Origin of the sequence: Streptomyces sp. NPDC019396 (assembly GCF_040632375.1) — a bacterium.
Classification (GTDB): Bacteria; Actinomycetota; Actinomycetes; order Streptomycetales; family Streptomycetaceae; genus Streptomyces.
In genome coordinates this window covers 223562-248646 of record NZ_JBEYBS010000003.1, presented here as the reverse complement: position 1 = coordinate 248646, position 25085 = coordinate 223562, and the positions used below count along the sequence as shown (strand labels likewise).

The 25085-nt window shown below is 72.0% G+C and carries 21 protein-coding genes; 10 read left to right on the top strand and 11 right to left on the bottom strand.

Features of this window, described 5'->3' with window-relative positions; translation table 11 throughout:
• Nucleotides 1-159 precede the first annotated feature (159 nt).
• The 6 genes from ABZ532_RS05005 (at nt 160) to solA (ending at nt 6460) form a co-directional block, all read left to right on the top strand.
• On the top strand, nt 160-636 hold the full coding sequence (locus ABZ532_RS05005) for a single-stranded DNA-binding protein (RefSeq protein ID WP_361279648.1): 477 nt from the start codon (nt 160-162) through the stop codon (nt 634-636).
• A gap of 212 nt (nt 637-848) precedes the next feature.
• A complete protein-coding gene (locus ABZ532_RS05000; RefSeq protein WP_361279647.1) occupies nt 849-2285 on the top strand; it encodes a Cys-Gln thioester bond-forming surface protein in 1437 nt (478 codons plus the stop codon).
• Nucleotides 2286-2440: 155 nt separating this feature from the next.
• Entirely contained in the window at nt 2441-4105 is a 1665-nt protein-coding gene (ettA, locus tag ABZ532_RS04995; RefSeq protein ID WP_361279646.1) for an energy-dependent translational throttle protein EttA, read from the top strand.
• A gap of 15 nt (nt 4106-4120) precedes the next feature.
• A complete protein-coding gene (locus ABZ532_RS04990; RefSeq protein WP_361279645.1) occupies nt 4121-4552 on the top strand; it encodes a thioesterase family protein in 432 nt (143 codons plus the stop codon).
• Nucleotides 4549-5265, top strand: coding sequence for a hypothetical protein (locus ABZ532_RS04985; protein ID WP_361279644.1), 717 nt, complete (start codon nt 4549-4551; stop codon nt 5263-5265). Before ABZ532_RS04990 ends, ABZ532_RS04985 begins: the two co-directional genes overlap by 4 nt.
• Before the next feature lie 43 nt (nt 5266-5308).
• On the top strand, nt 5309-6460 hold the full coding sequence (gene solA, locus ABZ532_RS04980; protein WP_361279642.1) for an N-methyl-L-tryptophan oxidase: 1152 nt from the start codon (nt 5309-5311) through the stop codon (nt 6458-6460).
• On the opposite strand, the gene ABZ532_RS04975 is transcribed toward solA, so the two are convergent.
• The 11 genes from ABZ532_RS04975 to ABZ532_RS04925 all read right to left on the bottom strand — a co-directional run bounded on the left by ABZ532_RS04975 (nt 6444) and on the right by ABZ532_RS04925 (nt 21320).
• Nucleotides 6444-6848, bottom strand: coding sequence for a globin (locus ABZ532_RS04975; RefSeq protein WP_361279640.1), 405 nt, complete (start codon nt 6846-6848; stop codon nt 6444-6446). The genes solA and ABZ532_RS04975 overlap by 17 nt on opposite strands.
• 108 nt (nt 6849-6956) lie before the next feature.
• Nucleotides 6957-8117 carry an FHA domain-containing protein gene (locus ABZ532_RS04970; RefSeq protein ID WP_361279638.1) on the bottom strand — a complete coding sequence of 387 codons (1161 nt, stop codon included), beginning with the start codon at nt 8115-8117 and terminating at the stop codon, nt 6957-6959.
• Nucleotides 8118-8200: 83 nt separating this feature from the next.
• Nucleotides 8201-9568, bottom strand: coding sequence for a VWA domain-containing protein (locus tag ABZ532_RS04965; RefSeq protein ID WP_361279637.1), 1368 nt, complete (start codon nt 9566-9568; stop codon nt 8201-8203).
• A 103-nt stretch (nt 9569-9671) separates the two neighbouring features.
• Complete coding sequence (locus ABZ532_RS04960) at nt 9672-11000, bottom strand: PP2C family serine/threonine-protein phosphatase (protein ID WP_361279636.1); 1329 nt, start codon at nt 10998-11000, stop codon at nt 9672-9674.
• 12 nt (nt 11001-11012) lie between these two features.
• On the bottom strand, nt 11013-13676 hold the full coding sequence (locus tag ABZ532_RS04955) for a tetratricopeptide repeat protein (RefSeq protein ID WP_361279635.1): 2664 nt from the start codon (nt 13674-13676) through the stop codon (nt 11013-11015).
• Complete coding sequence (locus tag ABZ532_RS04950; protein ID WP_361279634.1) at nt 13673-15013, bottom strand: hypothetical protein; 1341 nt, start codon at nt 15011-15013, stop codon at nt 13673-13675. The genes ABZ532_RS04955 and ABZ532_RS04950 overlap by 4 nt, the downstream gene beginning before the upstream one ends.
• A gap of 91 nt (nt 15014-15104) precedes the next feature.
• Nucleotides 15105-16151, bottom strand: a complete 1047-nt coding sequence (locus tag ABZ532_RS04945; RefSeq protein ID WP_361279633.1) for a glutamate ABC transporter substrate-binding protein — start codon at nt 16149-16151, stop codon at nt 15105-15107.
• Nucleotides 16152-16162: 11 nt separating this feature from the next.
• Nucleotides 16163-17500 carry a hypothetical protein gene (locus tag ABZ532_RS04940; protein WP_361279764.1) on the bottom strand — a complete coding sequence of 446 codons (1338 nt, stop codon included), beginning with the start codon at nt 17498-17500 and terminating at the stop codon, nt 16163-16165.
• A gap of 456 nt (nt 17501-17956) precedes the next feature.
• Nucleotides 17957-18976 (bottom strand): BadF/BadG/BcrA/BcrD ATPase family protein, encoded by a 1020-nt coding sequence (locus ABZ532_RS04935; RefSeq protein WP_361279632.1) that lies wholly within the window; start codon nt 18974-18976, stop codon nt 17957-17959.
• Nucleotides 18967-20232: a 6-phospho-beta-glucosidase gene (locus ABZ532_RS04930; RefSeq protein ID WP_361279763.1), complete on the bottom strand. Its 1266-nt coding sequence runs from the start codon at nt 20230-20232 to the stop codon at nt 18967-18969. Before ABZ532_RS04930 ends, ABZ532_RS04935 begins: the two co-directional genes overlap by 10 nt.
• A gap of 50 nt (nt 20233-20282) precedes the next feature.
• Nucleotides 20283-21320: a mechanosensitive ion channel family protein gene (locus ABZ532_RS04925; protein WP_361279631.1), complete on the bottom strand. Its 1038-nt coding sequence runs from the start codon at nt 21318-21320 to the stop codon at nt 20283-20285.
• Nucleotides 21321-21583: 263 nt separating this feature from the next.
• On the opposite strand from ABZ532_RS04925, the gene ABZ532_RS04920 reads away from it, so the two are divergent.
• The 4 genes from ABZ532_RS04920 (at nt 21584) to ABZ532_RS04905 (ending at nt 25001) form a co-directional block, all read left to right on the top strand.
• Nucleotides 21584-22120 (top strand): HNH endonuclease, encoded by a 537-nt coding sequence (locus ABZ532_RS04920; protein WP_361279630.1) that lies wholly within the window; start codon nt 21584-21586, stop codon nt 22118-22120.
• Nucleotides 22121-22296: 176 nt separating this feature from the next.
• Entirely contained in the window at nt 22297-22560 is a 264-nt protein-coding gene (locus ABZ532_RS04915) for a hypothetical protein (protein WP_361279629.1), read from the top strand.
• Nucleotides 22561-24732, top strand: coding sequence for a 4-alpha-glucanotransferase (malQ, locus tag ABZ532_RS04910; RefSeq protein ID WP_361279628.1), 2172 nt, complete (start codon nt 22561-22563; stop codon nt 24730-24732).
• A gap of 20 nt (nt 24733-24752) precedes the next feature.
• On the top strand, nt 24753-25001 hold the full coding sequence (locus ABZ532_RS04905; protein WP_361279627.1) for a hypothetical protein: 249 nt from the start codon (nt 24753-24755) through the stop codon (nt 24999-25001).
• Nucleotides 25002-25085 lie beyond the last annotated feature (84 nt).

The window sequence follows — 25085 nt, the reverse complement described above, 5'->3', positions numbered from 1 at the left end:
GCGACGGACATTCACGTTCTGCCGATGCCCCGTCACCCGAAAGGGTGGCGGGGTTTTCCACAACCCCGAGGGCTTCCACAGACCCCGGCGGGAATCGGCGCGCCGATCCAGCATGGGACCCGTCAGCGAGTCTTCAGCAGCACACGGAGGGGATCGGACATGAACGAGACGATGGTCACGTTGGTGGGCAATGTGGCGACTGCGGTGGACTACCGGGAGTCGGCGAGCGGCGGATACGCGCGGTTCCGCTTCGCGGTGACCTCCCGCCGCTGGGACCGCCAGCGCGAGTTCTGGGCCGACGGCGCCACCAGCTTCTACAACGTGTGGGCCTGGCGGGGCCTCGGGCAGAACCTCGCGGCTTCGGTGACTGTCGGCGAACCGCTGGTGGTGCGGGGCCGGTTGCGGATCCGGGAGGAGGAGCGGGAGGGACAGCGGCGGACGTTCGTCGACATCGACGCCGTGGCGGCCGGTCACGACCTGTCGCGGGGCACCTCCGCCTTCCGCCGCGTGGCCAGGCGCGACACGGGCGACCCGGCCGGTACGGGGCCAGGTGGTCCGGGCCCCGGGGGAGGCGCCGTCACCGAGGACAGGACGATCGTCACCATCGGTGAGGAGACCGCCAGTGCCCCCTTCTGACCTTCCGGTTGAGGAGATTTGACGGTAGTCGACTGAGGGATGTGAAGGCGGTGATAACGATTCCGATTCGGAACGGTTATCTGAAGGTATGACGGGGCACCAAGTCGCGCTGCGCCCTAGGCTTTCCAGTACTCACGGGGCACTTGAGTCTTTTGGCGAGGCACTTCCCCCCACGCATCCCACGCGAACGGCCTCGCCCGGAGGGGAATTCTGTGTTTGCTGCGTTCTCTGCGTCCTCTGCGTCTGCGGCGCTCTCCGCGCTTTCCGTACGCGGGCGGGGAGCCGTCAGGCTTGCTGCGACGGCGTTGCTGTCGGCGCTGCTCGCGGCGGGTTCGATAGGCGCCGCGGGACCGGCTGCCGCCGACGATGCCCCGCAGCACACGGGGGGTGCCTCCGCCACTCTCGGGGGACTCACCACCTTCGATCGCGCGGTGCTGCACGAAGGGGGCCAGGACCAGGAACTGCCCGCCGGGCTCTTCGAGATGACCGTGGACGGCGGCGGCAGCCTCAAGACGTACTGCGTCGACATCCACAACCCCACCCAGGAGCAGGCCAGGTATCTGGAGACGCCCTGGAACCAGACCTCGCTCGGTGCCAACATGAACGCGGGCAGGATCCGCTGGATCCTGCTGCACTCCTACCCGCAGGTCGACGACCTCACGGCGCTCGCCGACCGGGCGGGCGCCGGGGCGCTGACCGAGCGGACGGCAGCCGCGGGCACCCAGGTCGCGATCTGGCGCTACTCGGACGGCGTCGATGTCGAGGCGGTCGACCCGGCGGCCGAAAAGCTCGCCGACTGGCTCGAGAAGAAGGCGAAGGGCCTCGGCGAACCGCGTGCCTCGCTCAGCCTGCAACCGAACGCCGTCTCCGGGAAGGCTGGCGGGCGGCTGGGACCGATCACGGTCCGGACCGACGCCGACCGCGTCACGGTGACTCCGCCCGCCGACGCCGCCGCCACCGGCATCAAGGTGGTCGCCAAGGACGGCGCGCCCGTCACCTCCGCGGTCGACGGCAGCCAGCTCTACCTCGACATACCCTCCGGTGCCGCTGACGGCACGGCCTCGCTCTCCCTCCAGGCGACCACATCGGTCCCGGTCGGCCGGGCCTTCGCCGGGGCGACCAGGAGCCAGACACAGATCCTTGCCGGGTCCAGCCGGTCCACGGTCTCCGCGACCGTGACGGCCGCCTGGGGCAAAAGCGGTCCGATACCGGCGCTGTCGGCGAGGAAGAACTGCGCCAAGGGCGGGGTCGACATCACTGCTGGCAACACGGGAGACCAGCCGTTCACCTTCGAGCTGCTGGGCCTCAGGTACTCCATCGCCGCCGGTGAGACCCGCACCGTCACCGTCCCGCTGCCGGAGGACCGGGCCTACGACTTCACGATCACCGGGCCCGGTGGTTTCTCGAAGACCGTCAAGGGTGTGCTGGACTGCAAGACCACCGGCCAGGCGGGACCAGTGCCCGACCAGCCGTCCTCGGGGCCCAGCCCGGCTCTGATGGGCGCGGACGCCGGTGGGGAGAACCTGGCCGCCACTGGCTCGTCAGGCATCACCCCGGTCATAGCGGGCGTGGCGATCGCCCTGGTGCTCGTGGGCGGTGCCGTGATCGTCCTGGTGCGCCGGAAGCAGACGCCGCCTGCCGGTGACTGAGGCCTGCCCGACCACGAAGGGCGATGGGATGACTACCTGTATGGACAGCGAACAGGCAGGTCAGCGCAGCCTGACGATACGGGTTTCGTTCCCGGGGTGGCGGTCAGGCAAGATGGAATCCATCTGCCCACTCACATATCGCCGGACGGTTTCTCTTGGCTGAGTACATCTACACCATGCGCAAGACGCGCAAGGCGCACGGCGACAAGGTGATCCTTGACGACGTCACCCTGAGCTTCCTGCCCGGTGCGAAGATCGGTGTGGTCGGCCCGAACGGTGCCGGTAAGTCCACTGTGCTGAAGATCATGGCCGGTCTGGAGCAGCCGTCGAACGGTGACGCGTTCCTCTCGCCCGGTTACAGCGTCGGCATCCTGCTCCAGGAGCCCCCGCTGGACGAGAGCAAGACCGTGCTGGAGAACGTCCAGGACGGCGTCGCCGGGATCAAGGGCAAGCTCGACCGGTTCAACGAGATCGCCGAGCTGATGGCCACGGACTATTCCGACGCGCTGATGGATGAGATGGGCAAGCTCCAGGAGGACCTGGACCACGCCAACGCCTGGGACCTCGACGCCCAGCTGGAGCAGGCCATGGACGCGCTGGGCTGCCCGCCCGGCGACTGGGCCGTGACCACCCTGTCCGGTGGTGAGAAGCGCCGCGTCGCGCTCTGCAAGCTGCTGCTGGAGGCGCCCGACCTGCTGCTGCTCGACGAGCCCACCAACCACCTGGACGCCGAGTCCGTGCAGTGGCTGGAGCAGCACCTGGCCAAGTACGCCGGCACCGTCGTCGCCATCACCCACGACCGGTACTTCCTGGACAACGTCGCCCAGTGGATCCTGGAGCTCGACCGCGGTCGCGCCCACCCCTACGAGGGCAACTACTCCACCTACCTGGAGAACAAGGCCTCCCGTCTGAAGGTCGAGGGCGCGAAGGACGCCAAGCGCCAGAAGCGGCTCAAGGAAGAGCTGGAGTGGGTCCGCTCCAACGCCAAGGGGCGGCAGGCCAAGTCCAAGGCCCGTCTGGCCCGTTACGAGGAGATGGCCGCCGAGGCCGAGAAGACCCGGAAGCTGGACTTCGAGGAGATCCAGATCCCGCCGGGCCCCCGCCTGGGCAGTGTCGTGGTCGAGGTCGAGAACCTCAGCAAGGCCTTCGGCGACAAGGTCCTCATCGACGACCTCTCCTTCACCCTTCCGCGCAACGGCATCGTCGGCGTGATCGGCCCCAACGGCGCGGGCAAGACCACGCTGTTCAAGATGCTCCAGGGCTTCGAGACCCCGGACTCAGGCCAGATCAAGGTCGGCGAGACCGTCAAGATCTCGTACGTGGACCAGAGCCGCGAGAACATCGACCCCAAGAAGACGCTGTGGGCCGTGGTCTCCGACGAGCTGGACTACATCAACGTGGGCCAGGTCGAGATGCCGTCCCGCGCGTATGTCTCCGCGTTCGGCTTCAAGGGCCCGGACCAGCAGAAGCCGGCCGGTGTGCTCTCCGGCGGTGAGCGCAACCGGCTGAACCTGGCGCTCACCCTGAAGCAGGGCGGCAACCTGCTGCTGCTCGACGAGCCCACCAACGACCTCGACGTCGAGACCCTCTCCTCGCTGGAGAACGCGCTGCTCGACTTCCCGGGCTGCGCCGTGGTCGTCTCCCACGACCGCTGGTTCCTGGACCGGGTCGCCACGCACATCCTGGCGTACGAGGGCGACTCGAAGTGGTTCTGGTTCGAGGGCAACTTCGAGACCTACGAGAAGAACAAGATCGAGCGGCTCGGTCCGGACGCGGCCCGTCCGCACCGCGCCACCTACAAGAAGCTCACCCGGGGCTGAGGCAGGACGAGGTCAGTGGCTCGGCATATTTACCAGTGCCCCCTGCGCTGGTCGGACATGGATGCCTTCGGGCATGTCAACAACGTGGTCTTCCTCCGCTATCTGGAGGAGGCCCGCATCGACTTCATGTTCCGGCTGGCGCCCGGGGACGGTTCCCCGTCGTTCTCCGGAGGGTCCGTCGTGGCCCGGCATGAGATCGACTACGTACGGCCCCTGGTGCACCGGCACGCGCCGGTCACCGTGGAGTCGTGGGTGAAGAAGATCGGGGCGGCGTCGCTGACGATCGCCTATGAGATCAAGGACCCGGAGCAGGTGTATGTCCGGGCCTCGACCGTCGTCGTCCCCTACGACCTGGTTGCGGCCCGCCCGCGCCGGATAAGCGCAGAGGAGAAGTCCTTCCTCCTGGAGTACATGGACGAAGGCGCGGAGGACACGGTCGCGGCATGACGGCGCCCGTGCAGACCCTGCTGCTCGCCGACGCGAGGGAGGCGGCGGACCTCGCCGCCTTCCTCGGCCGGCTCCTCCACTACGACCGGGCCGCGGCGGTCCGGATCCAGGCGGGCGGTGCCAGAGACGGGCAGGGCAGCCTCGCCGTGTTCGGCAGACCGCCGTCGTTCGAGGTGCTGGCGATCCGCACCGCCCGGCTCGCCGGGTGGGACGCGGGTACGGTCGCCGCGCTGGATGCCACCGTGTCGGCGGGGGAGCTGCTCGACTCCATCGAGGGCGCCTCACTGGCCGTCCCGGCCGCGGTCACCGGACCGCCATGGGCGGGTCTGCTGCCACCCCGCGGCGGTTGGCAGGAGCTGCCAGGGCTGCCCGGCGTCCCCGAGATGCGCGGCGCGGTCGCCGTCGCCGTCGCCGAGTTCCGCGCCCGCGACGAGGCACTGCCGCAGGAAAGCCGTACCCGCGCCGAGCGTGACCGCATCGGCCGGGAGATCTGGTCGCGCACCCTCGGCGGCACCGCACTGCCGCTGCGGGCCGTGCACGCTGCCCAGTCCCTGGGCTTCCTGCGGCCGGTACCCCAGGGCGCGCACGGCGGGGCCGCCCTGCTGGCCGCGGGCGGCTGGCTGCGGCTGCGCACCCCGTACGGCTCGATCGCGGTGCGCACGGGTGGGATCGGCGGGCTCACGGTCACGCCCACCACGAGGCACCACGCGTAGGGTCCGGGATCAAGGTCCCGGATCCCGCACGGAGGAGCTGCCGATGGCACCGGCCACGGACGTGATCGTCCTCGGACTCGGCGGCATGGGCAGCGCCGCCGCTCACCACCTGGCCGCACGCGGCGCCCGGGTCGTCGGGCTGGAGCAGTTCGGCCCCGCGCACAACAAGGGCTCCAGCCACGGCGGTTCACGCATCACGCGGCAGGCCTATTTCGAGGACCCCGCCTATGTGCCGCTGCTTCTGAGGGCCTACGAGCTCTACGAACGTCTGGAACGCGACTCGGGCCGGCCGATCGCCACCCTCTGCGGCGGTGTGATGATCGGCAGACCCGAGTCCACGCCCGTCGTGGGCGCGCTGCGCTCGGCCGAGCGGTGGGGCCTGCCGCACGAACTGCTCACCGCGGGGGAACTGCACCGGCGCTTCCCGGCCTTCACACCACGCGACGACGAGGTCGCGCTGTACGAGGCACGGGCGGGGCTGCTGCGCCCCGAGGACACCGTCTCGGCCCATCAGGAGCTGGCCGCGCGCGACGGCGCCGAGCTGCGCTTCGACGAGCCCGTCATCCGCTGGGTGGCGGACGCCGGGGGCGTACGGGTGCACACCGCCCAGGACGTCTACACGGCCGGACAGCTCGTGGTCTGTCCCGGTGCCTGGGCTCCTGCTCTGCTTTCGGATCTCGGTGTGCCGATCACCGTCGAGCGGCAGGTCATGTACTGGTTCCAGCCCACCTCGGGCACCGGCCCCTACACCCCGGACCGGCATCCCATCTATGTCTGGGAGGACACCGACGGCGTCCAGATCTACGGGTTCCCGGCCATCGACGGGCCCGGGGGCGGGGCCAAGGTCGCCTTCTTCCGCAAGGGCGCGGTCTGCACCCCCGAGACGATCGACCGCACCGTTCACGAGGACGAGATCCGGGCCATGGCGGACCAGGTGGCCCCGCGGCTGCCCACACTCCCCGGCAGCCTCCTCAGGGCCGCCACCTGTATGTACTCCACCACTCCCGACGAGCACTTCGTGATCGCCCGCCACCCGCGTCACCCGGAGACCGTCACCGTCGCCTGCGGTTTCTCCGGGCACGGCTTCAAGTTCGTCACCGTGGTCGGCGAGATCCTCGCCGATCTGGCCCTGGCCGGGACGACCGCGCACCCCGTCGGGCTGTTCGCGCCCGGCAGGTTCAGCCCGCCGCGTTGACCATCGACGCCGCCGCGTAGGTGAGGTAGTCCCACAGTTGCCGCTCGTGCTCCGGAGCGAGCCCGAGCTCGTCGACCGCCGCCCGCATGTGCCTCAGCCAGGCGTCGTGCGCGGCCTGGTCGACGGTGAAGGGCGCGTGGCGCATCCGCAGCCGGGGGTGGCCGCGGTGCTCGCTGTAGGTGCGGGGGCCGCCCCAGTACTGCATCAGGAAGAGCACGAGCCGTTCTTCGGCCGGACCCAGGTCCTCCTCGGGGTACATCGGGCGCAGCAGCGGGTCCCCGGCGACGCCTTGGTAGAAGCGCCGCACCAGGCGGCGGAAGGTCTCCTCGCCGCCGACCTGCTCGTAGAAGGTCTGCTCCTGAAGCGTGCCCCGCGGAATCTCATTCACCCTGCCATGGTCTCAGACGCGGGGAAGGGGACCGGGGGCGTCGTGGAAGGCGGCCCGAGAGGCGGACGGCCCGCGCGAGGGCCGTCCGCCAGGTCATTCCGGCTGGGGTCAGCCGCGACGGATGGTGATCGTCGTCCAGGCGCCCACGTGCACGCGGTCGCCGTCCTGGAGCGGCACCGGGACATACGGCTGGATCGGGTCCTCGCCGCCGTTGACCGTGGTGCCGTTGGTGGAGTTCTGGTCGACCACCGCCCAGCCCCCGTCCGGCTGCTGCACCAGGATCGCGTGCTGGTGCGAGACCCCCGGGTCCTCCGGCGGCACCCCGAGGTCGATGTCGGGCGACTCGCCCGTGGAGTGCCGGCGACGGCCGATGGTGACCTGCCCCCCGGTGAGCTGAAGCTGCTGCTCCGGGGAGTACGCGGGCAGGTTGAGCCCGACGGCTTCCGGGCCGCTGCGATGCATCATCGCCCGGAAGTAGTCCCGGTCGGGCGCGATGGCCGCGGTCCAGCCCATCGGTGCCTGAGGTGCCTGTGGATGTCCCTGGTACGGCTGCGAACCCTGCGGCTGCGCCTGGGAGGGCGGCGGCAGCATCCAGTCGTCATCGCCGCCGTGCTGCTGGGGTGGCGGCGCCGGCACGGCCTGCGGGAAGCCGGGCGGCGGCTGGAAGCCCTGCGGGGGCGGCGGTGGGCCGGGCTGCTGGTACCCCCCGGGGGCTCCCGACTGCGGGAAGCCGGGAGGGGAGGGCGGGCCTGGCGGCCGGCCACCGGCCGACGGCTCGCCGATCAGCGGCTCGGCGGGCCGGTTCATCTGGGAAGGACGCGAGCTCTGGTACTCGTACGGGTCCCCTCGGTGCGGAGGGGCCCCCGTCTGGAAGCCGGGACCGCCGGAACCGTAGTCAGGGCCAGGACCGGGACCAGGACCAGGACCGGGGCGTCCGGGCGGGGCCACGGGCGTGTACGACGTCGCCGTGTTCGTGAGGAAGTTCCAGCGGCATTCCTCACAGAACGGCGCCATCGGCTCACGCGGCGTACGGCACTGCGGGCAGATCTCCGCCTGCGCGGTGGCGTCGGGGCCCGGGTAGCCGTACCCGGGTGGGGGCGGCGGCGGCCCGTCCGGGCGCGGGTAGCCGTATCCCTGGGAGGGAGAGGGGGGCATGGGAGCATGCGGCTGGGCAGGCGGTGGCACCGCTCCCGCCCCGGCCATGCGATGTCCGCAGACCTCGCACCAGTCGTCGGAACCCGACTGGTGTCCGTTCGGGCAAGTCGGCATGTCGGTGCTTCCCCCTCTCCTTCGTCGGGCCCGGCAGGGCCTGACACGCTCTTGTGTCGCGTAGCGTTTCGGTCTGTCGCTTGTTACTTCTTGACGCGAACTGTCTTTGTGGAGCGCGTTTCGAGTGTCATCTCGTCCGCGTCCGCCACTTTTGCTTTCAGTCGCACAGTACCGGTCGCCACATCGACGACGTCCACCACCTTCGCGAGCAGCTTCGCGGTGTCCTCGTTCCCGGAGGCCGCGGCCAGTTGCACCGCACGTCCCAGCTTCGCCGTCGCGCCGTCGATATCACCCGACTTGCGGGCATCGAGGCCCTGCTGGATGACCTGTGCCAGTTCGGCCTGTCCTGTGTAGTGCGCGACCTGCGGGTTCATCGACGTCGATGACGCCATGTCGTCCGTCCACACCGCGCGGACCAGACCCTGGGAGAGGGCCTGCGGCGTGCCTCCGGACGGGTCGGGGAGTACCAGCGAGACCCGGGCGGCCAGCATCTCCTGGCCCAGGCCGGCCTGCGGGACCCGCACGCACACGTGGTAGTCACGGGACTCGTCGCCCCAGGAGCCGGTGGGGTAGTCCCCGGCGCGCGGACCCGCCTGGGTGCGGCGACCGGTCAGATCCTCGACCGTCGGCGCCACCTGCTTCACAAAGGTGATCTCCGCGCCGACCGGCGTCCACAGCCGCAGCGCCACATCCGCGACCTCCTTGCCCATCGCGTCCGCCATCATCCGCGTGAAGTCGTCGGCCAGATGGGCAGGGTCGGCGACGATGTCGGCGCTGCCGAGGAGCGCGGAGGCGATCCCGGTGACCTCCTTCACCTCCCAGTCCGTCCCCACACCGCGTGCGTCACAGGTGAATCGGCCCGCACACGCGTCCAGGGCGGCCTTGAGGTCCTCGGGTGACTCGTGTTCGTTGCGTCCGTCGGTGAGCAGGATGCCGTGGCGTATCGCCGCGTCACCGGAGTGCAGCAGCTGGTCGGCGAGGCGCAGCCAGGTGCCGATCGCCGTGCCGCCGCCCGCGCTCAGCCTGCGCAGCGCCTCCCTGGCCTGGGCCCTGGTCCGGTCGTCGGCGATCGCGAGACGGCCGCCTCCGGGGTACACCTCGTTCGCGACATGGGTGCCGGCGACCACGGCGAAGGCCGTGCCGTCGCGGAGGGTGTCGATGGCCGCGGCCGTGGCGTCGCGGGCGTTGCGCATCTTCGTGGGCGGGTAGTCCATCGAGCCCGAGCAGTCCACCATCAGCACGACCGCGGCCGACGCCCCGGGGCCCGGCGGCGACCCGAGCGAGGCGGGTGAGGCGGAAGCGCCGCCGACGGCCGCACCGCCGCTCGTACCGCCCCCGGTGGAGGTGACCGTGACGATCGCGTTCACCTCGCGACCGCCCTCCGGCAGGTATGCGTTCTGGTACACCTCGACGGAGAACCGAGGCACATTCGACTTAGAGAAGTTCGCCATCCGAACCGGCTCCTTGATGTTCCGCACGACAGTGAGAACAGATAGAACAGACAGACACGGCAAAAGACGGCGCCTGGCGTGGATATGGGTACGAGCGCCCCGTTCAGGCTGATCCTGCCCCGGCGTCCGGCACCGTGAACGGCATGACGGCCACTGTTACGTTGTCGTGGCCGCCCCCGTCCAGCGCGTGCCCGACCAGCGTCTGCGCCGCCGCCAGTGGGCGGCCCGCCGCGTCCCCGGGCAGCGCCAGCGCCATGTCCTCCGCTGCCTCCGCGTAGTTCCACAGGCCATCCGTGCAGACCACGACCACGCCCGGGCGGTCCGGCTTGAACGCGGCGGTGTGCGGCTCCAGTTCGTACGCGTCCGCGCCGAGCCAGCCGGTGATGGCATGGGCGCGCTCGTCCGCGTATGCCTCGGCCTCGCTCATCAGACCCGTCGCCACCATCTGGGCCGCCCAGGAGTCGTCCTCCGTCAGCCGGGCCGGTGGCGTGCTGCGGTCGTCCGGCACCCAGTAGACCCTGCTGTCGCCGACCCAGCCCACGACGAGGAGGCCGGCCGCGGCGACCGCGCCCACCAGCGTGCACGCCGGGGCGTTCTGGTGGCGGTGCGGATCGTGTTCCATCGCCCCGGACGGCTCGGCCGCCAGGGAGTTGACCGCCTCGGCCGCCGCGACGATCGCCTCGTGCATCGCCTGCTGCGGATGCACACCCCTGGGCAGGGCCTCCAGCAGTGACGCACCGGCCGCGCCGGCCGCTGCCGCGGAGGCGTCGTCCGGCCGGGTCGCCGACGACACCCCGTCGCACACGACGGCCACGACGGCGGGGGAGCCGTCGGTCAGCGCCGTCGACGACACCATGAACGCGTCCTCGTTGCGGTGGTGGCGCAGACCGCGGTCGCTCACCGCCGCCACGCTGTCGCCGAGTCCCTGCTCCATGTGGTCGCGCTCGCGGGGCTGGGCGTGACCGCAGTGCTCGCAGTAGCCGTCGGTGTCGACCCGTCCGGCGCGGCACGCCACACAGACTTTGGCCCCCGGGTCCTGCGGCACGGCGGCGTGGCCCTGCACGGCCGCCGCGGTTCGCGGGTCAGGGGCGGCGAGCTCGAAGTCACCCGAAGCGGCGAAGGTGTTCGCGGCAGGCACCGGATGCGCGGCGGAGGCCTCAGCCGGTGCGGCGTCGGGGCCGTCGTACCGCACCGCCGTCGCGGGCAGCGGGCGCCCGCCCGCGTCGGTGTCCGGTCGCTGCGCCGGAGCCTGTACCCCGGCCCCGTAGGGCTCCGAGGCGCCCTGCCACTGCCCCGGGGAGCCGATGGCCAGCGTGGGACGGTCCTGGGACGGCCCGGGCAGGGCCGACAGGTCGTACCCGCAGGCACCACAGAACAGGTCGCTCGATTCCAGGGGCTCTTCGCAGCCGGGGCACGCCGAGAGCTGGTGCATAAGGTCCCTCACTCACACCCACGTCCGGGGGCGGAAACGGTTGGCCCGCTCCACCAGTTCGATGCGCTCCTCGCCGTGCTGGGCGAGCCGGGCGAGCACCCGGAACGAGCGTTCAAGGCCGAAGCGCAGTCCGCGCTCGTCCAGATCACTGCCGAGCAGGACGGTCGCGGTGGGCCGCGCCCCGGGACTACCGGAGAGTACCCAGTCCAGCGCCGTTCCCAGTACCTCTGTGGACAACCGCGCACGGCGCACGGCGTCCAGACCGAATCCGTCGAGTGCCACGACCTGGTCGGCGGCGGCCGTCAGTTCGTCGATCAGGGGTTCGCCGGCGGCACGTCTGCGCAACCGGGCCCGTATCGCGGCGACCCGCGCCGCCGTGTAGTGGATCGAAGCCTCGGGCACCGACTCCAGGGTGCGCACGGCTCCCGCGCGGTCGCCCGCGGCGAGCTGCACCCGGGCCAGGCCGAACGCCGCGCTCACGAAGCTCGGGTCCGTCGTCCACACCAGCCGGTAGTACTCGGCGGCGTTGTCCAACTGCCGCAGCACCTCGGCGCACACGCCGAGGGCAAGCTTGGGCGCGGCCTCACCCGGGAAGGCGTCGTAGACCGCGTCGAAGGACAGTGCTGCCATCTCGTCGTCACCGGTCGCCAGGGCCGCGACCCCGCGGTACCACACCACCCGCCAGTCATCGGGATGGTGCGCCTCCAGATCGGCCAGCGAGGTCTGTACGGAGCCCAGCTGTCCCATTTCGAGCCGCGCCCTCAGCTCGCGCAGCCGCAGCTCGAGGGAGCTCGTGGGCGCGCCGCTCAAAGCGGAGATCAGTTCGGTGGGTGCGGAGGCCACCAGCCCGGCGAGGAAACCGGCGTTCGGGTCGTTCGGATCGACCCGGGGCACCGGCAGGGCCAGCGCGGTGGCCCGGGCCTCCACGGGGGTCAGATGCGGCGCCGTGACCTCCGTGGCCACCGGGCCCGCGGCGTGAACAGCAGCGGCGCCGTTGCGCGTCGCTGCCCGAGCCCCCAGGGCCGACACCTCGCCGTCCGCCTCCGTGAACAACTCGGTGTCCGTCACTCGGATTTCCGGTCCGAACAGCGTGGACAGGGCGGGACGCGGCCGCCCCGTCTGGAGGGCCACCACCTCCCGCAGCACACCTGTCAGCTGGTCCGCCATCTCCTGCGCCGAGGCGAAGCGGCGGACCGGATCGGGGTCGGTCGCGCGGACCAGCAGCCGGTAGAAGGACTCGTACCGCCGGAACACCTCGATGTGGTCCGGATCGGGGAGCGAGTCCACGAACACATTGGTGTAGCCCTGGAAGTCGAACGTCAGCACCGCCAGGGCGCGAGCCACCGTGTAGAGGTCCGAAGCGACCGATGGCCCCAGCTCGGCGACCTCGGGCGCCTGGTACCCGACGGTGCCGTAGATCGCCGAGTCGTCGTCGTCCATCCTGCGGACCGCGCCCATGTCGATCAGCTTCAGCTGGTCCTCGGTCTGGATGGCGTTGTCGACCTTGAAGTCGCAGTACAGCAGATTGCGGCTGTGCAGATGGCCGAGTGCCTCCAAGGCCTCGATCCCGTACGCGCAGGCCTGCTCGACGGGCAGCGGATCGCGCCTGCCGTCGGGCGCGCGGCGCTCGTTGGCGATCTCCTTGAGGGACTTGCCACCGACGTACTCCATCACGATGTACCCGTCGAGCGAACCCGTGCGCGGGTCGAGGTGCTCGACGAAGTTGTAGATGCGCACGATGTTCGAGTGCTCGATCTCCGCCAGGAAGCGGCGCTCGGAGATCGCGGCGGCCATCGCGTCCTGGTCCCCGGTGTCGAGCAGGCCCTTGAGGACCACCCAGCGGTCGGACACCGCACGGTCGACGGCGAGATAGATCCAGCCGAGACCGCCGTGGGCGAGGCAGCCGATCACCTCGTACTGGCCGTGGACGATGTCACCGGCCCGCAGCTTGGGCACGAACGAGTACGGATGGCCGCACTTGGTGCAGAAGCCCTCGGTACGGCCCGGCCGTTCACCGCGTGCCCGGCCCACCGGCGCGCCGCACTCGCTGCGGCTGCAGAAACGCTTCCGCTCGGGAACCTCGGGGTTCTCCATCACCGCGGAACGGGGGTCGGGACGCGGCACTTCCGGTACGGCGACCAGGCCTGCGCCGAGCCGTCCCCTGCCCGACGAGGACGAGTTGGATCCGGAGCTGCGGACAGACACGGAACGTCCTGTGGCGCGACCCGAGAGGGAACGCGACAGACGGCCCGAGACCGACCTGCGGGAGGTCGACGAACGGGATGACCGTGACGAGCGGGATCCTGACGACCGTGAGCCTCCCGTCAGCGACCCCGAACCGCGGCTGTCGCCGCCTCCGCGGGCCGCGACCGCCACTCCGGTGGGCGGGGACGACAGGGTGCCGGCCGCCGAGACGACAGGGGCGAGTCCGCAGGTGTCGCAGTAGAGCTCACCGCCGCCCATGTCCTCGTACGCGCCCTCGCAGTCCGGCCGCTGGCAGGCACCGGGGCCACCGGACGAGCCGGCGGCCGTACTCCCGGCGGTGCTCCCTCTGGCGCTCCCGGTCGCCGGGGCGGAAGGGGCGAGTCCGCAGGTGTCGCAGTAGAGCTCACCGCCGCCCATGTCCTCGTACGCGCCCTCACAGCCGGGGCGTTCGCACGTGGCCGTCGTACTCATGATTCCCCCTGGTGACCGTTGCGGTCATGCGGTCCCGGCTGCTGCGGGACCAGGACTTCGGCAGCCGCCTGCTGGTAGCGCAGCACCGCCTGCCCGGCGACGCGCAGATCGCAGGGAGCGCTCCACAGCATGCGGCGCGCCGCGTCATAACGCTCGATCAGCAGCGGGTCCTCCGCCATGCCGTGGCGGGCCACCTTGGCCCGGTAGGCGTCGAGCCTGCCGCGCAGCTCCGCACGGACCGCGAGCGGGGCCGTCACGGCCGTCAGTGACTCGCGCGCCCGCAGCAGCTCGTCCTCCGCCTCCCGCTCCAGGGACTCCAGCAGGGGCGACAAGCGGTGCCACTGCGCATGGCGGCGGTACTCGGCCGCCGTGGCCAGACGCTCCTGAAGGGCGGTCGAAGGGCCGCTGACGGCGGGGACCTCCGACGCCGCGATCTTCGCCAGCACCTCGCCGCGCGCCGCCCGGGCCTCCGAGAGGGTGCGGTCCGCCCGGGAGAGCACGTCCCGCAGCCGGAGCAGCCGCTCCTCCGAGTCCTGGCGTACCGCGAGCACCGCCTCGATCTCCCGGCGGATGTCCTCCAGGGCACGCGCCGCCCGGTCGTAGCGCTCGGTGTCCGGTCTGCCGCCACCGGGCGCCGAACTCATCGGCCCGGGCGACCAGAACGCCAGAGGGTCGGACACCACCTGCGCGCGCAGGGCCGACAGCTCTTGCGTGATCGACTCCAGGTCGTCTCCCGCGGGGTGCTCACCCGGCCGCACCCCGACGGAGTGGGCGAGCGAGCGGGTGCGCTGGAGCTCGGCGGAGAGCAGATCGATCCGCGCGGGCAGCGCGGACCAGACCGCGTCGGCGGCGACGACCATGTCCAGCGAGTGTGCGTACAGCTGGTTCATCCGGCTCACCAGGTCCTTCAGAGAGAACCGTTCGGAGAGCTTGGCCGGCCCGGTGAGGGTGGGGGAGGCGGCCGCGGCCGGGCTCGGCACGGTGACGCCCGGGCCCCGCAGCCGGTCGGTGAGGGCGAGCAGGTCGTCCCGGTTCGGCCAGCGGCGCCGGGCCCGCAGCTCACGCGCGGAGTTCAGCGCGGCCGAGTAGGCGTCGAAGTAGTTCCACAGCAGTGTGATCGCCTGCTCGGTGGACGCCCAGCGGTCCTTGGTGACCCCCGTCAGCTCCGCACCCTCCAGCAGCCTGCGGCCCGCGTGGTCCTGGAGGGCGAGCAGCGAGGTCTCGATCGCCTCGTACTCCTCCCCGAGCCGCGCCAGCGCACGGTCCACCTCGTCCCGGTCCATGACCGGACCCGGGTGTTCCCCCGCCCGCCCGGGGGAGGCTCCCGCGACGCCCATCGATCACTTCTCCGCTCGTCTGCTCACGCTCGTCTGCTCTGGCTCGTCCTCGCGCCGTCGCTCCGCTACCCCGACTGTCTGTCCCGGTACCTCAACCGTTCCGGTACTTCGGCTCGGGCGGCCCGGGTATGCCGGGCAGATCCGCCTCGAGCCACTTCGTGTACGCCGCCGTCCACGGGCCCCTGCGGTAGCTGTCGAGCACCTTGTTGACCCGGCGGACGAGGTCCTCGTTGCCCAGTTTCGCGGCCACGCCGTAGAACTCGGTGGTGAAGGGCTTCCCGCCCTTCAGCTCGATGGCCGGGTCCTGCGCCGCCTGTCCGGCCGCGAGGGCGGCGTCGGTCACCACCGCGTCCACCTCGCCCAGTTGCAGCCGGACCAGGCAGTCGAGCTGGTTGGGCACGGTCAGCCGGTCCCTGTCCTCGGGCCCGCCGTCGCCCTCGTCCTTGAACACCGCGCCGTAGGACTTCTTCTCCAGCGCCTCGTACGCCGTCGAGCCCTCCGCCGAGCAGACCCTGCGGCCCGCGAGGGTCTTGTTGTAGCCGGTGATCGCGGAATCCTTGGGGGCGAGCACCTGCTGGCCCGTCTGGAAGTACGCGGTGGAGAAGGCGACCTGCTTGATACGGGCGCAGTTGATGGTCATCGTGCGGACGACCAGGTCGACGGTGCCGTTCTCCAGCGCGGGTATGCGCTGGTTGGTGGGGATGGCGCGGAAGATGATGGCGTCCTCGTCGCCGAGTATGTCCCCGGCGACGGCCCGGGCGAGATCGATGTCGAAGCCCTCCAGCCGGCCGTCCGCCCTGCGGTAGCCCCAGCGGTAGCTGTTCTGGTCGACACCGACGACGAGTCTGCCGCGCTGCTTGATCGCGTCGATCGCGGGGCCGTCGGCGGCGGATGCCGGCAGCGAGGCCTCCGGGTCGGTGCAGTCGGCGGCCTTCCCGGAGACCGCGGCGGGTGCCGGGGCACCCGCGGTGTCCTTCGAACCGTCGCCCGGACGGGAAGCGTCCCGCGAGAGCGGTGACACGACCAGGGAAACCGCCACCGCACACATGACGGCCATCGCGGTGATCCCGCCCCAGCCCCGCAGGCGGTCCCGGCCGTTCGGTGAGCGGTCCGGCTCCTTCCCGGCTGCGCCGTCCATCTCTCCCCCTCTCACCGGTACTCCGAAAGCCTGCGGCCGATGCCCAGCATCGCACCTGCGGCGCCGAGTACGGCGAGCGCCGCCGCTCCTGCCGGCAGGCCGGTCAGCGCGTCACGGCCGCTCGTGGCCGCGGCGGTGAACTCCGCCTGCTCGTGCGCGAGAGCCTTCTCGAGCGCCGCGTCCACCCGATCGAAGGAGGCCCCCGTCGACTCCTCGCCGCCGATCACCTTGGCCAGGGCACCTGAGTAGTCACCCGCCTTGTCGGTGTCGGCGGCCGACTGGTGCCGGGTCGTCCACTCCGACACCGCCGACGTGGCGTCCAGCACCGGGGTGCGGCCCTCGCCGTCGTCCGCGAGGCCCTCCGCCTGGTCCAGGGAGGTGCGGAGCCGCTCCATGCCTGCCTTGTAGTCGGTCTCGTACTTGTCGCTCTTGCCGTCCGCCGTGAGCACCGCGCCCCGCGCGACCAGTGTCAGGTTCTCGTTCGCCCGGGCCTTGAGGCCGTCGATACGGGCGTCGTTGAGCACTTTCAGCGACTGCTGGCCGTGTGCGCGGGCCTCGTGCAGCTCGGCCCTGGCCACGGTGTGCCCGATCGCCAGCCACAGCAGGACCACCGTGGACGCGGCGCTCGCGGCCAGCAGCCCGTGGTTGAACACCCGGTTGGTCAGCAGGTAGTTGCGCCGCTGGACCCAGAACAGGATGCCCAGGGCCAGCACGCCGAACGCCAGCGACAGGAAGGGCCAGAGCTGGGCTGCGCCGTGGTCCTCGTCGAGGCGCTCGGTCTCCGCGTCGTAGAGCTTCTGGGCGGCGGGCAGCAGCTCGGTGGTCATCTGCTGGTTCGCGTACCGGAGGTAGGCGCCGCCCAGGGGGAGGCCCTGGCGGTTGTTGGCGCGGGCCCGCTCGACCAGGCCGGTGTAGCGGGGCAGATGCTCGTTGAGCGCGGCTATGTAGCGGCTGGACTCGGTCGAACCGTCCGTGTTGGCCGCCGCGTTGACGAGCAGCCGCGCGGCGTTCGCGATGTCCCGGTGGTAGCGCTCCCGCATGTCGGCCGGCTCCTGGGCACCGGCCAGGAACCCGCTCGCGGCGGCGGTGTCCGCGTCCGCGAGCGAGCGGTAGATGCTCGCCGCGTCGGCGCTCAGCGGCTGGCTACGGCTCACCACGTCGTCGGCCGCCGACGCCCGGTCGGCGATCTGGAAGGCGGTCATGGCACCGAACGCCACCAGCAGCGCTGCCAGCACGGCGCCGATGATCCGCAGCCGGCCCGGCTCCGTCACGGCCGCCGCGCGCAACCGCGCCGAGGTCTCCGCCCAGGCACTGCGCCGCGGCGGGGCACCGGCCTCCGGCGGTGCCACGGCGGCCTCGGAGGCAGCGGCGGCCCGCGCCAGCGCGGTGCTTCCCGGCGGTGGCGCGGACTGGTCGCCCGAAGGCAGCGACACGGGCCCGGACTGGGGTCCGGGTACTGGTCGCGGCCCTGGCGTGGGCTGCGGTCCGGGTCCGGGCAGTCGTCCGGCCGCGGGCAGCGGGGCCGGGTGCCCCGATGCCGCGGGGACCTGTCCGCCCGACGGCGTGGGCGGGCCCGCGCCCGGTGTCTGTGTCACCCTCTGACCTCCCCCTTGGTCATCGACGGCCTCCCCTGCCCCCTAGTGCCGGGAGACGACTGGATCTTTAGCTATCTCGTCCGTCCCGTCAATGCCGCTCGCCCTCCGCCCGTCCGCCAACGCTCTCCCTGCCCGCCACCTGCGGCGCCTACACGCCCCGCACACATATGAACACGCGCCCCCGCCAGGGCCGGTTCCGCGAGGGCGGCGTCAGCAGCCTGACCCGACCGCGTAGTACGCCCGCAGTCTGCCCTTCGCCGCCACCGGCGCCCCCAACCGGTCCAGCCCGAGCAGCGCCGCTCCCAGCACCGGGGGCTCGGTCACCACCGAGACGGCCGCCTTCGGCGCGCGGGCGGCCATCAGTCCGGTGATACGGGCCTCCAGCCGGGCGTGACGGGCCGCCAGGACACTGCCGCCGAGCACCACGGGCACCTCCTCGCCGGACTGGCCCTGCTCGCCGGGCCCACCGTGCTCGCCGAGCAGGCCGAGCCGGCCCAGTGCCACCGACGCCATGGCGACCACCTCGTCCGCCAGCCGGTCCACGATCGTCCCGGCCACCCGGTCGCCCGCGGCGGCCACGGAGAACAGGACCGGGGTGAGCTCGAGCCGCCGTCCCGCCTCCACACCGCCCAGATGCAGCGCCTCGATCAGCGCGTACATCGACTCCAGGCCGAAATGGGCCGGAAGCGCCCGCGCCAGCTCCGTGGGCTCACCCCGCCCGTCCTCCGCCCGCGCCGCGAACCACAGCGCCTCGTCGGCGAGCCCCGCGCCACCGCCCCAGTCGCCCGAGAGCCTGCCGAGTGCGGGAAACCGCGCGGTGCGGCCGTCCGGGAGCAGCCCCACGCAGTTGATGCCCGCACCGCACACCACCGCGACCCCCTTCGGCTCGTCGGTCGCGGCCCTCAGCACCGCGAAGGTGTCGTTGCGCGCCGCCGACGAACGACCCCAGGAACGGGCTCGCAGCGCGGCGGCCAACTGCTCCTCCTCCACGGGCAGATCGGCGCCCGCGAGCGCGGCCGACACATGCTCGACGTCCCCTGTACCGGCTCGCGCGAGTGCCTGCCCCACCGTGTGCCCGAGCGCGTCGAACGCCGCCCCCACACCGGTGCGTGCCGGCTGGAAGCCGCCACCGCGGGCGGTCGCCAGCACCGAGCCGTCGGCCCCGACCACGGCCGCGTCCGTCTTGCTGTTGCCCGCGTCGATCGCGAGGACCGCGGCGCTCACGCCCACGCCAGGTGTTCCGTGTTGTGGGCGACCAGCCGGTCGGTGAGTGCCTCGGCGTACCCGTACTGGCCGATCAGCGGGTGCGCGAGCAGCGCCCTGAACACGCGGTCCCGGCCGCCGCGCACCGCCGCTTCCAGGGCGAGCCGCTCGTACGCGGCGACCTGGGCGATCAGCCCGGCGTACAGAGGATCGGGTCCCGGCACGGGCAGCGGTCGCGCGCCGCCGGGACCGACCGCGGCCTGTACCTCGATCACCGCGTCGTCGGGGAGGAAGGGCAGCGTGCCGTCGTTGTACGTGTTGACCACCTGGTAGGGGCTGCCCCCGGCGCCGAGCAGCGCCGCGGCCAGCTCGACCGCCGCCTCCGAGTAGTACGCCCCGCCCCGTGCGGCCAGCAGCTCCGGCTTCTCGTCGAGAGCGGGATCGCCGTACATCTCCAGCAGCCGGCGCTCCATGGCGGCGACCTCGGCGGCCCGCGGCGGCCTGGTGCGCGACTCCTCCACGACCTCGTCGTGTGCGTAGAAGTAGCGCAGGTAGTACGAGGGGACCGCGCCAAGACGGTCCAGGATCCGGCGCGGCAGCCGCAGCGCGCCGGCGAGTGCGTCACCGTGTTCGGAGAGCAGTTCCGGCAGGACGTCCTCACCCTCCGGGCCGCCGATGCGCACCCCCGTCTCCCAGGTCAGGTGGTTCAGCCCCAGGTGTTCCAGATGCACCTCGCCCGGGGCCACCCCCAGCAGCCCGGCGAACCTCCGCTGGAAGCCGATCGCGACATTGCACAGCCCGACGGCCCGGTGCCCGGCCTGGAGCAGCGCCCGGGTCACGATGCCGACCGGATTGGTGAAGTCGATGATCCAGGCCCGGGGGCTCGCCCGCCGCACCCGCTCGGCGATGTCCAGCACCACGGGGACCGTGCGCAGCGCCTTGGCCAGCCCGCCCGCGCCCGTGGTCTCCTGCCCCACGCAGCCGCATTCCAGCGGCCAGGTCTCGTCCTGCTCCCGGGCGGCCTGTCCACCGACGCGCAGTTGGAGCAGTACGGCGTCGGCCCCGGCCACCCCGTCGTCGAGGTCGCCGGTGGTGGTGACGGCCGCGGGGTGCCCCTGCCGGGCGAGGATCCGCCGGGCCAGCCCCCCGACCAGCTCCAGCCGGTCCGCGGCGGGGTCGATGAGGACCAGCTCACCGAGCGGCAGGACATCCCTGAGCCGGGCGAGGCCGTCGACCAGTTCGGGCGTGTAGGTGGATCCGCCGCCGACCACGGCGAGCTTCATGGGTCTCATGCACCCGTCCTACCCATCCGGGGGCGGAGGGCTGCGCTGGGCTACTTGGTCAGCGGGGACGCGGCGACCGACTGCGGCGAGGTGCTCGAGGCGTAGGCGGACGGCGCGGCGATGCCCGCGGTCGGGTCCTTGGCCGGCTGCTCCTCACCGGTCTGGGCCGGCGGCCCGCCGACGATCCGGATGCCCGCCTCGTCGAACGCGTGCTTGATCCGCCAGCGCAGCTCCCGCTCCACCGCGAGGGCCTTGCCGGGCATGGTCTTCACGGAGACGGAGACGGTCATCCGGTCCAGCAGCACCTCCGTCAGGCCCAGTACCTCGACCGGACCCCACAGGCGCTCGTTCCAGGGCTCGTCCTTGGCCATCCCGGTCGCGGCGTGCTCGATGGTCTTCCTGACCGTGTCGAGTTCCTCCGTCGGACGCACGTTCACATCCACGGACGCGGTGGCCCAGCCCTGGCTCAGGTTTCCGATCCGCTTGACCTCGCCGTTGCGGACGTACCAGATCTCTCCGTTGTCCCCGCGCAGCTTGGTGACCCGCAGTCCCACCTCGATCACCTCGCCGGAGGCGACGCCCGCGTCGATGGTGTCGCCGACGCCGTACTGGTCCTCAAGGATCATGAACACACCGGAGAGGAAGTCGGTGACCAGATTCCGGGCACCGAAGCCCAGCGCCACACCCGCCACACCCGCGGAGGCGAGCAGCGGGGCGAGATTGATGTCCAGCGCGCCGAGGATCATCAGGCCCGCCGTGCCGAGGATCAGGAACGACGCCACCGAACGCAGCACCGAACCGATCGCCTCCGACCGCTGACGGCGGCGCTCGGCGTTCACCAGGAGCCCGCCGAGTGCCGTGCCCTCGACGGCCTGGACGCTGCGGTTCATCCGCTCGATCAGTTTGGTGAGAGCCCGGCGGACGAAGATCCGCAGCACCACGGCGACTACCACGACCAGCAGGATCTGCAGACCGACGTTCAACCAAGTGGACCAGTTCTGCTCCACCCAGCTCGCGGCGTCGTTGGCCCGCTCCGCGGCCTCGTCGAGGGTGACGGGCGGGGTGGACGGATCGGCGGCCAGGGACACGGCTGGTTACCTCCAGGTCTTGCTACGGCTTCACCACACTAACGGGGGATTCGTCGTGACCCCGGCGTTATCTGCGACGGAGAGACAAGGGTCACTCGGGGACGTTCCGGGCGGTATGGAAGGCCCGGATGTGGCCGACCACACACAAAATCGTCCCGGCCCGTTACAGGCACGTAGTGGCGCTTCGACCAGGCAGGAGGAGAGACTGGGGAGCAGATCGTCCCGGCGCGAGCCACGCGCCGCCGGCGTACAAGGAGGCATCCGTGCCGCATGTCCTGGTCCTCAACGCGTCGTACGAGCCCCTCGGCGTCGTACCGCTCCGCCGCGCGCTCGTCCTCGTCCTCGAGAACAAGGCCATCTGCCTCGAGGAGTCCGGCGCCTTTATGCACAGTGCGACCCGAGCGATCCCCGCGCCCAGCGTGGTGAGGCTCAAGCGCTTTGTGCGGGTCCCCTACCGGGGGCCCGTTCCACTGACCCGGCGCGCGCTGTTCGCGCGTGACGGCGGCCGCTGCATGTACTGCGGTGGCGTCGCGACCAGCGTCGACCACGTCATTCCGCGCAGCCGTGGGGGTCAGCACGTCTGGGACAACGTGGTGGCGGCCTGCCGCCGGTGCAACCACGTCAAGGCCGACCGGCACCTGCACGAGGTGGGCTGGCGGCTGCGGCACCAGCCGGCTCCGCCGAGCGGGCTGGCGTGGCGGATCATCGGGACCGGGCATAGGGACCCGCGCTGGTTGCCCTACCTGCAACCCTACGGCGCGGATGACGTGATGGCCCGGATCGACGGCGTCTCAGCCTGAGACCGGGCCTTTGTGCTGCCCGGTGCCTCGTGGCGCGGCGACCGTTCAACTCCCGTGCGTGACGCAGAATGTGACACGGAACACGTTGAGACGGGGTGTACGTCTGCGGCTCTGCCCAATGGGTAGGGCTGCAGTAGTCCGTACACCAACCGTTTGCGCACCTCGAGGAGGCCCCCGTGGCCACGTCCGCACCGCTTCGGCTCACCCCCACTCTGTCCAAACAGGTGCCGGGGCCGCTCACGAGCGAGCCCGCGCTCTGTGTCGCCGCCCCGCTGACCAGTGAGCCCGCGCTCTGTGTCGCCGCTCCGCTGACGAGCGAGCCGCCCCTCGCCGACGCCCTGCCGCTGACCAGCGAGCCCCCGCTCACCGCCGCCACACCCCTCACCAGTGAACCCACCGCCCCCGGCCCGGCCGGCGGCTCGGAGTCCCCAGGAGTCTGAATGGGCCTGGACCGCCTGGCCGCGTTGCACGGTGTCGCCACCTCTCACTCCCCGTCCCCCGGCGTCACCGTCCCGGTCCCCGAGGCCACGGTGGTCGCGGTCCTCGCCGCGCTGGGCGTCGACGCCTCCACTCCGGAGGCCGTCGGCTCCGCGCTCGCCGATGCCGACGCCGCAGCGGCGGACCGGTTGCTCCCCCCGACCGTCGTGCTCTGGCTCCCGGCACCCGGGCTCCCCGCCCCGGAACCACCCGTCACCTTCCCGCCCGGCACCCGGGTGCGGGTCCGGCTGGAGGACGGCGGTGGCACCCGGTCATGGCGCGAGCCGTCCCCCGTCGGCGCCGACCGGGCGGCACCGGACGCAGCCGCGTCGGCCCCGTGGGCCATGCTGCCCACCGGAGTCCATCGCCTGGACGTGCGCACCGCGGACGGCCGCACGGCCAGGGCCGGCCTTGTGGTCGCCCCCGACGCCGTGGCCCAGCCGCCGCGGCGCGTGCACGGATTCCTCGTCCAGCTCTACTCCCTGCTGTCCGGGCGTTCCTGGGGCATGGGCGATCTCGGTGATCTCGCCGAGCTCGCTGGCTGGGCGGGACGCTCGCTCGGTGCCGGGTTCGTCCAGGTGAACCCCCTGCACGCGGCCGTGCCCGGAGCGCCCACCGACCCCTCCCCTTACCGGCCGAGCTCCCGTCGCTTCCCCGATCCGGTGCACCTGCGGATCGAGGACATCCCGGAGTACGCCTATGTCACCGGCCAGGACCGCCTGCCACTGGAGGCGCTCGTCGAGAAGGCGGCCGGACTGCGGGCCTCGGTACTGGACAAGGGCGCCCTGATCGACCGGGACGCCGTGTGGGGGCTCAAGGCCCAGGCGCTGGAGCTGGTCCACCGCGTGCCGCTGGGGCCCGGCCGGCGTGCCGCCTACTGCGACTTCCTCGCCGCGCAGGGCCAGGCGCTGGACGACCACGCCACCTGGTGCGCGCTGGCCGAGGTGTACGGCTCCGACTGGCACCGCTGGCCGACGGGCCTGAGGGACCCCCGCTCCACGGAGACCGCCCGGGCCCGGGGCGAGCTGATGGACCGGGTCGACTTCCACTGCCGGCTGGCCTGGCTGACCGACGAGCAACTGGCAGCCGCGTCGCGTGCCGCCCGGGACGCGGGGATGGCCGTGGGGGTCGTGCACGACCTCGCCGTGGGCGTGCACCCCGGTGGTGCGGACGCCTGGGCCCAGCAGGATGTCTTCGCCGGGGGGATGTCGGTCGGCGCGCCCCCCGACGCCTTCAACGCCCGCGGGCAGGACTGGGGCCTGCCCCCGTGGCGGCCCGATGCCCTCGCGGCCTCGGACTACGCCCCGTACCGCGGGCTGCTCCGGGGGCTGCTCCGCCATGCGGGTGCCCTGCGGCTCGACCACGTCATGGGCCTCTTCCGGCTCTGGTGGGTGCCGGTGGGCGCCGAGCCGACCGACGGCACATACGTCCGGTACGACGCGGAGGCGATGCTCGCCGTCCTGGTGCTGGAGGCGCACCGGGCGGGAGCCGTGGTCATAGGGGAGGACCTCGGCACGGTCGAGGCCGGCGTCCGGGAGGCCCTGGCGCGCCGCGGGGTCCTCGGCACGTCCGTGCTCTGGTTCGAGCGCGACTGGGCCGGATCGGGGCGCCCGCTGCCCGCGGAGGAGTGGCGGGAGGGCTGTGTGGCGACGGCCACCACCCACGACCTGCCGTCCACCGCTGCCCGGCTCAGCGGCGACCATGTGGCGCTGCGCCACCGCCTCGGACTTCTCGCACGGCCGCTGGAGCAGGAGCACCGGGACGGGTCGGCGGAGGTGGCGGAGTGGCTGGCGTATCTGGCCAGGCTGCGGCTGCTGCCCGAGGGCAGGCTCGACGAGGAGGGCGGGATCCGCGCCGTCTACCGCTTTCTGCTCCGTACGCCCGCGCGGATGGTGGGCGTCTGGCTGCCGGACACGGTGGGGGACCGAAGACCCCAGAACCTCCCGGGCACCTGGGACCAGTACCCGAACTGGCGGCTGCCCGTCGCCGACGCCGAGGGACGTCCGCTGAGCATCGAGGCCCTGGCGGCCTCGCCCCGGCTGCACGCCCTGATGGAGGTGTTCCGGGCGAGGCCCGCGGCGGCCCCCGAGGGGGCCGGTTCCCGTACGGGCACCCCGGGCGCGCGGCGCGCTTAGTGGTTCGCTACGTTTGCACCGTGGACAAGAAGAACGCCCTGCGCGCCGGCGCCGTCGCGGCCGGTACGACGCTGATGATGCTGCTCATGTCGTCCCCCGCGCTCGCGCTGACCCGCGACGACGGTGACGACCCGGGTCCGGGTCTGAGCGTGATCCAGACGGTCGGCCTGTACGTGGTGCTGCCGATCGTGCTGTTCCTGGTGATCGCGGGCCTGGTCATGGTGCTGGACAAGTCCGACCGGCCCCGTTCCGCCCGCAAGCAGGCCTGAGACGGCGCGCGGCCCAGCGCCGCACGGCGGCACACAAAAAAAAACAGTAGTGGCCCCCCAAGAAAGCCAACAACACCAGACCCA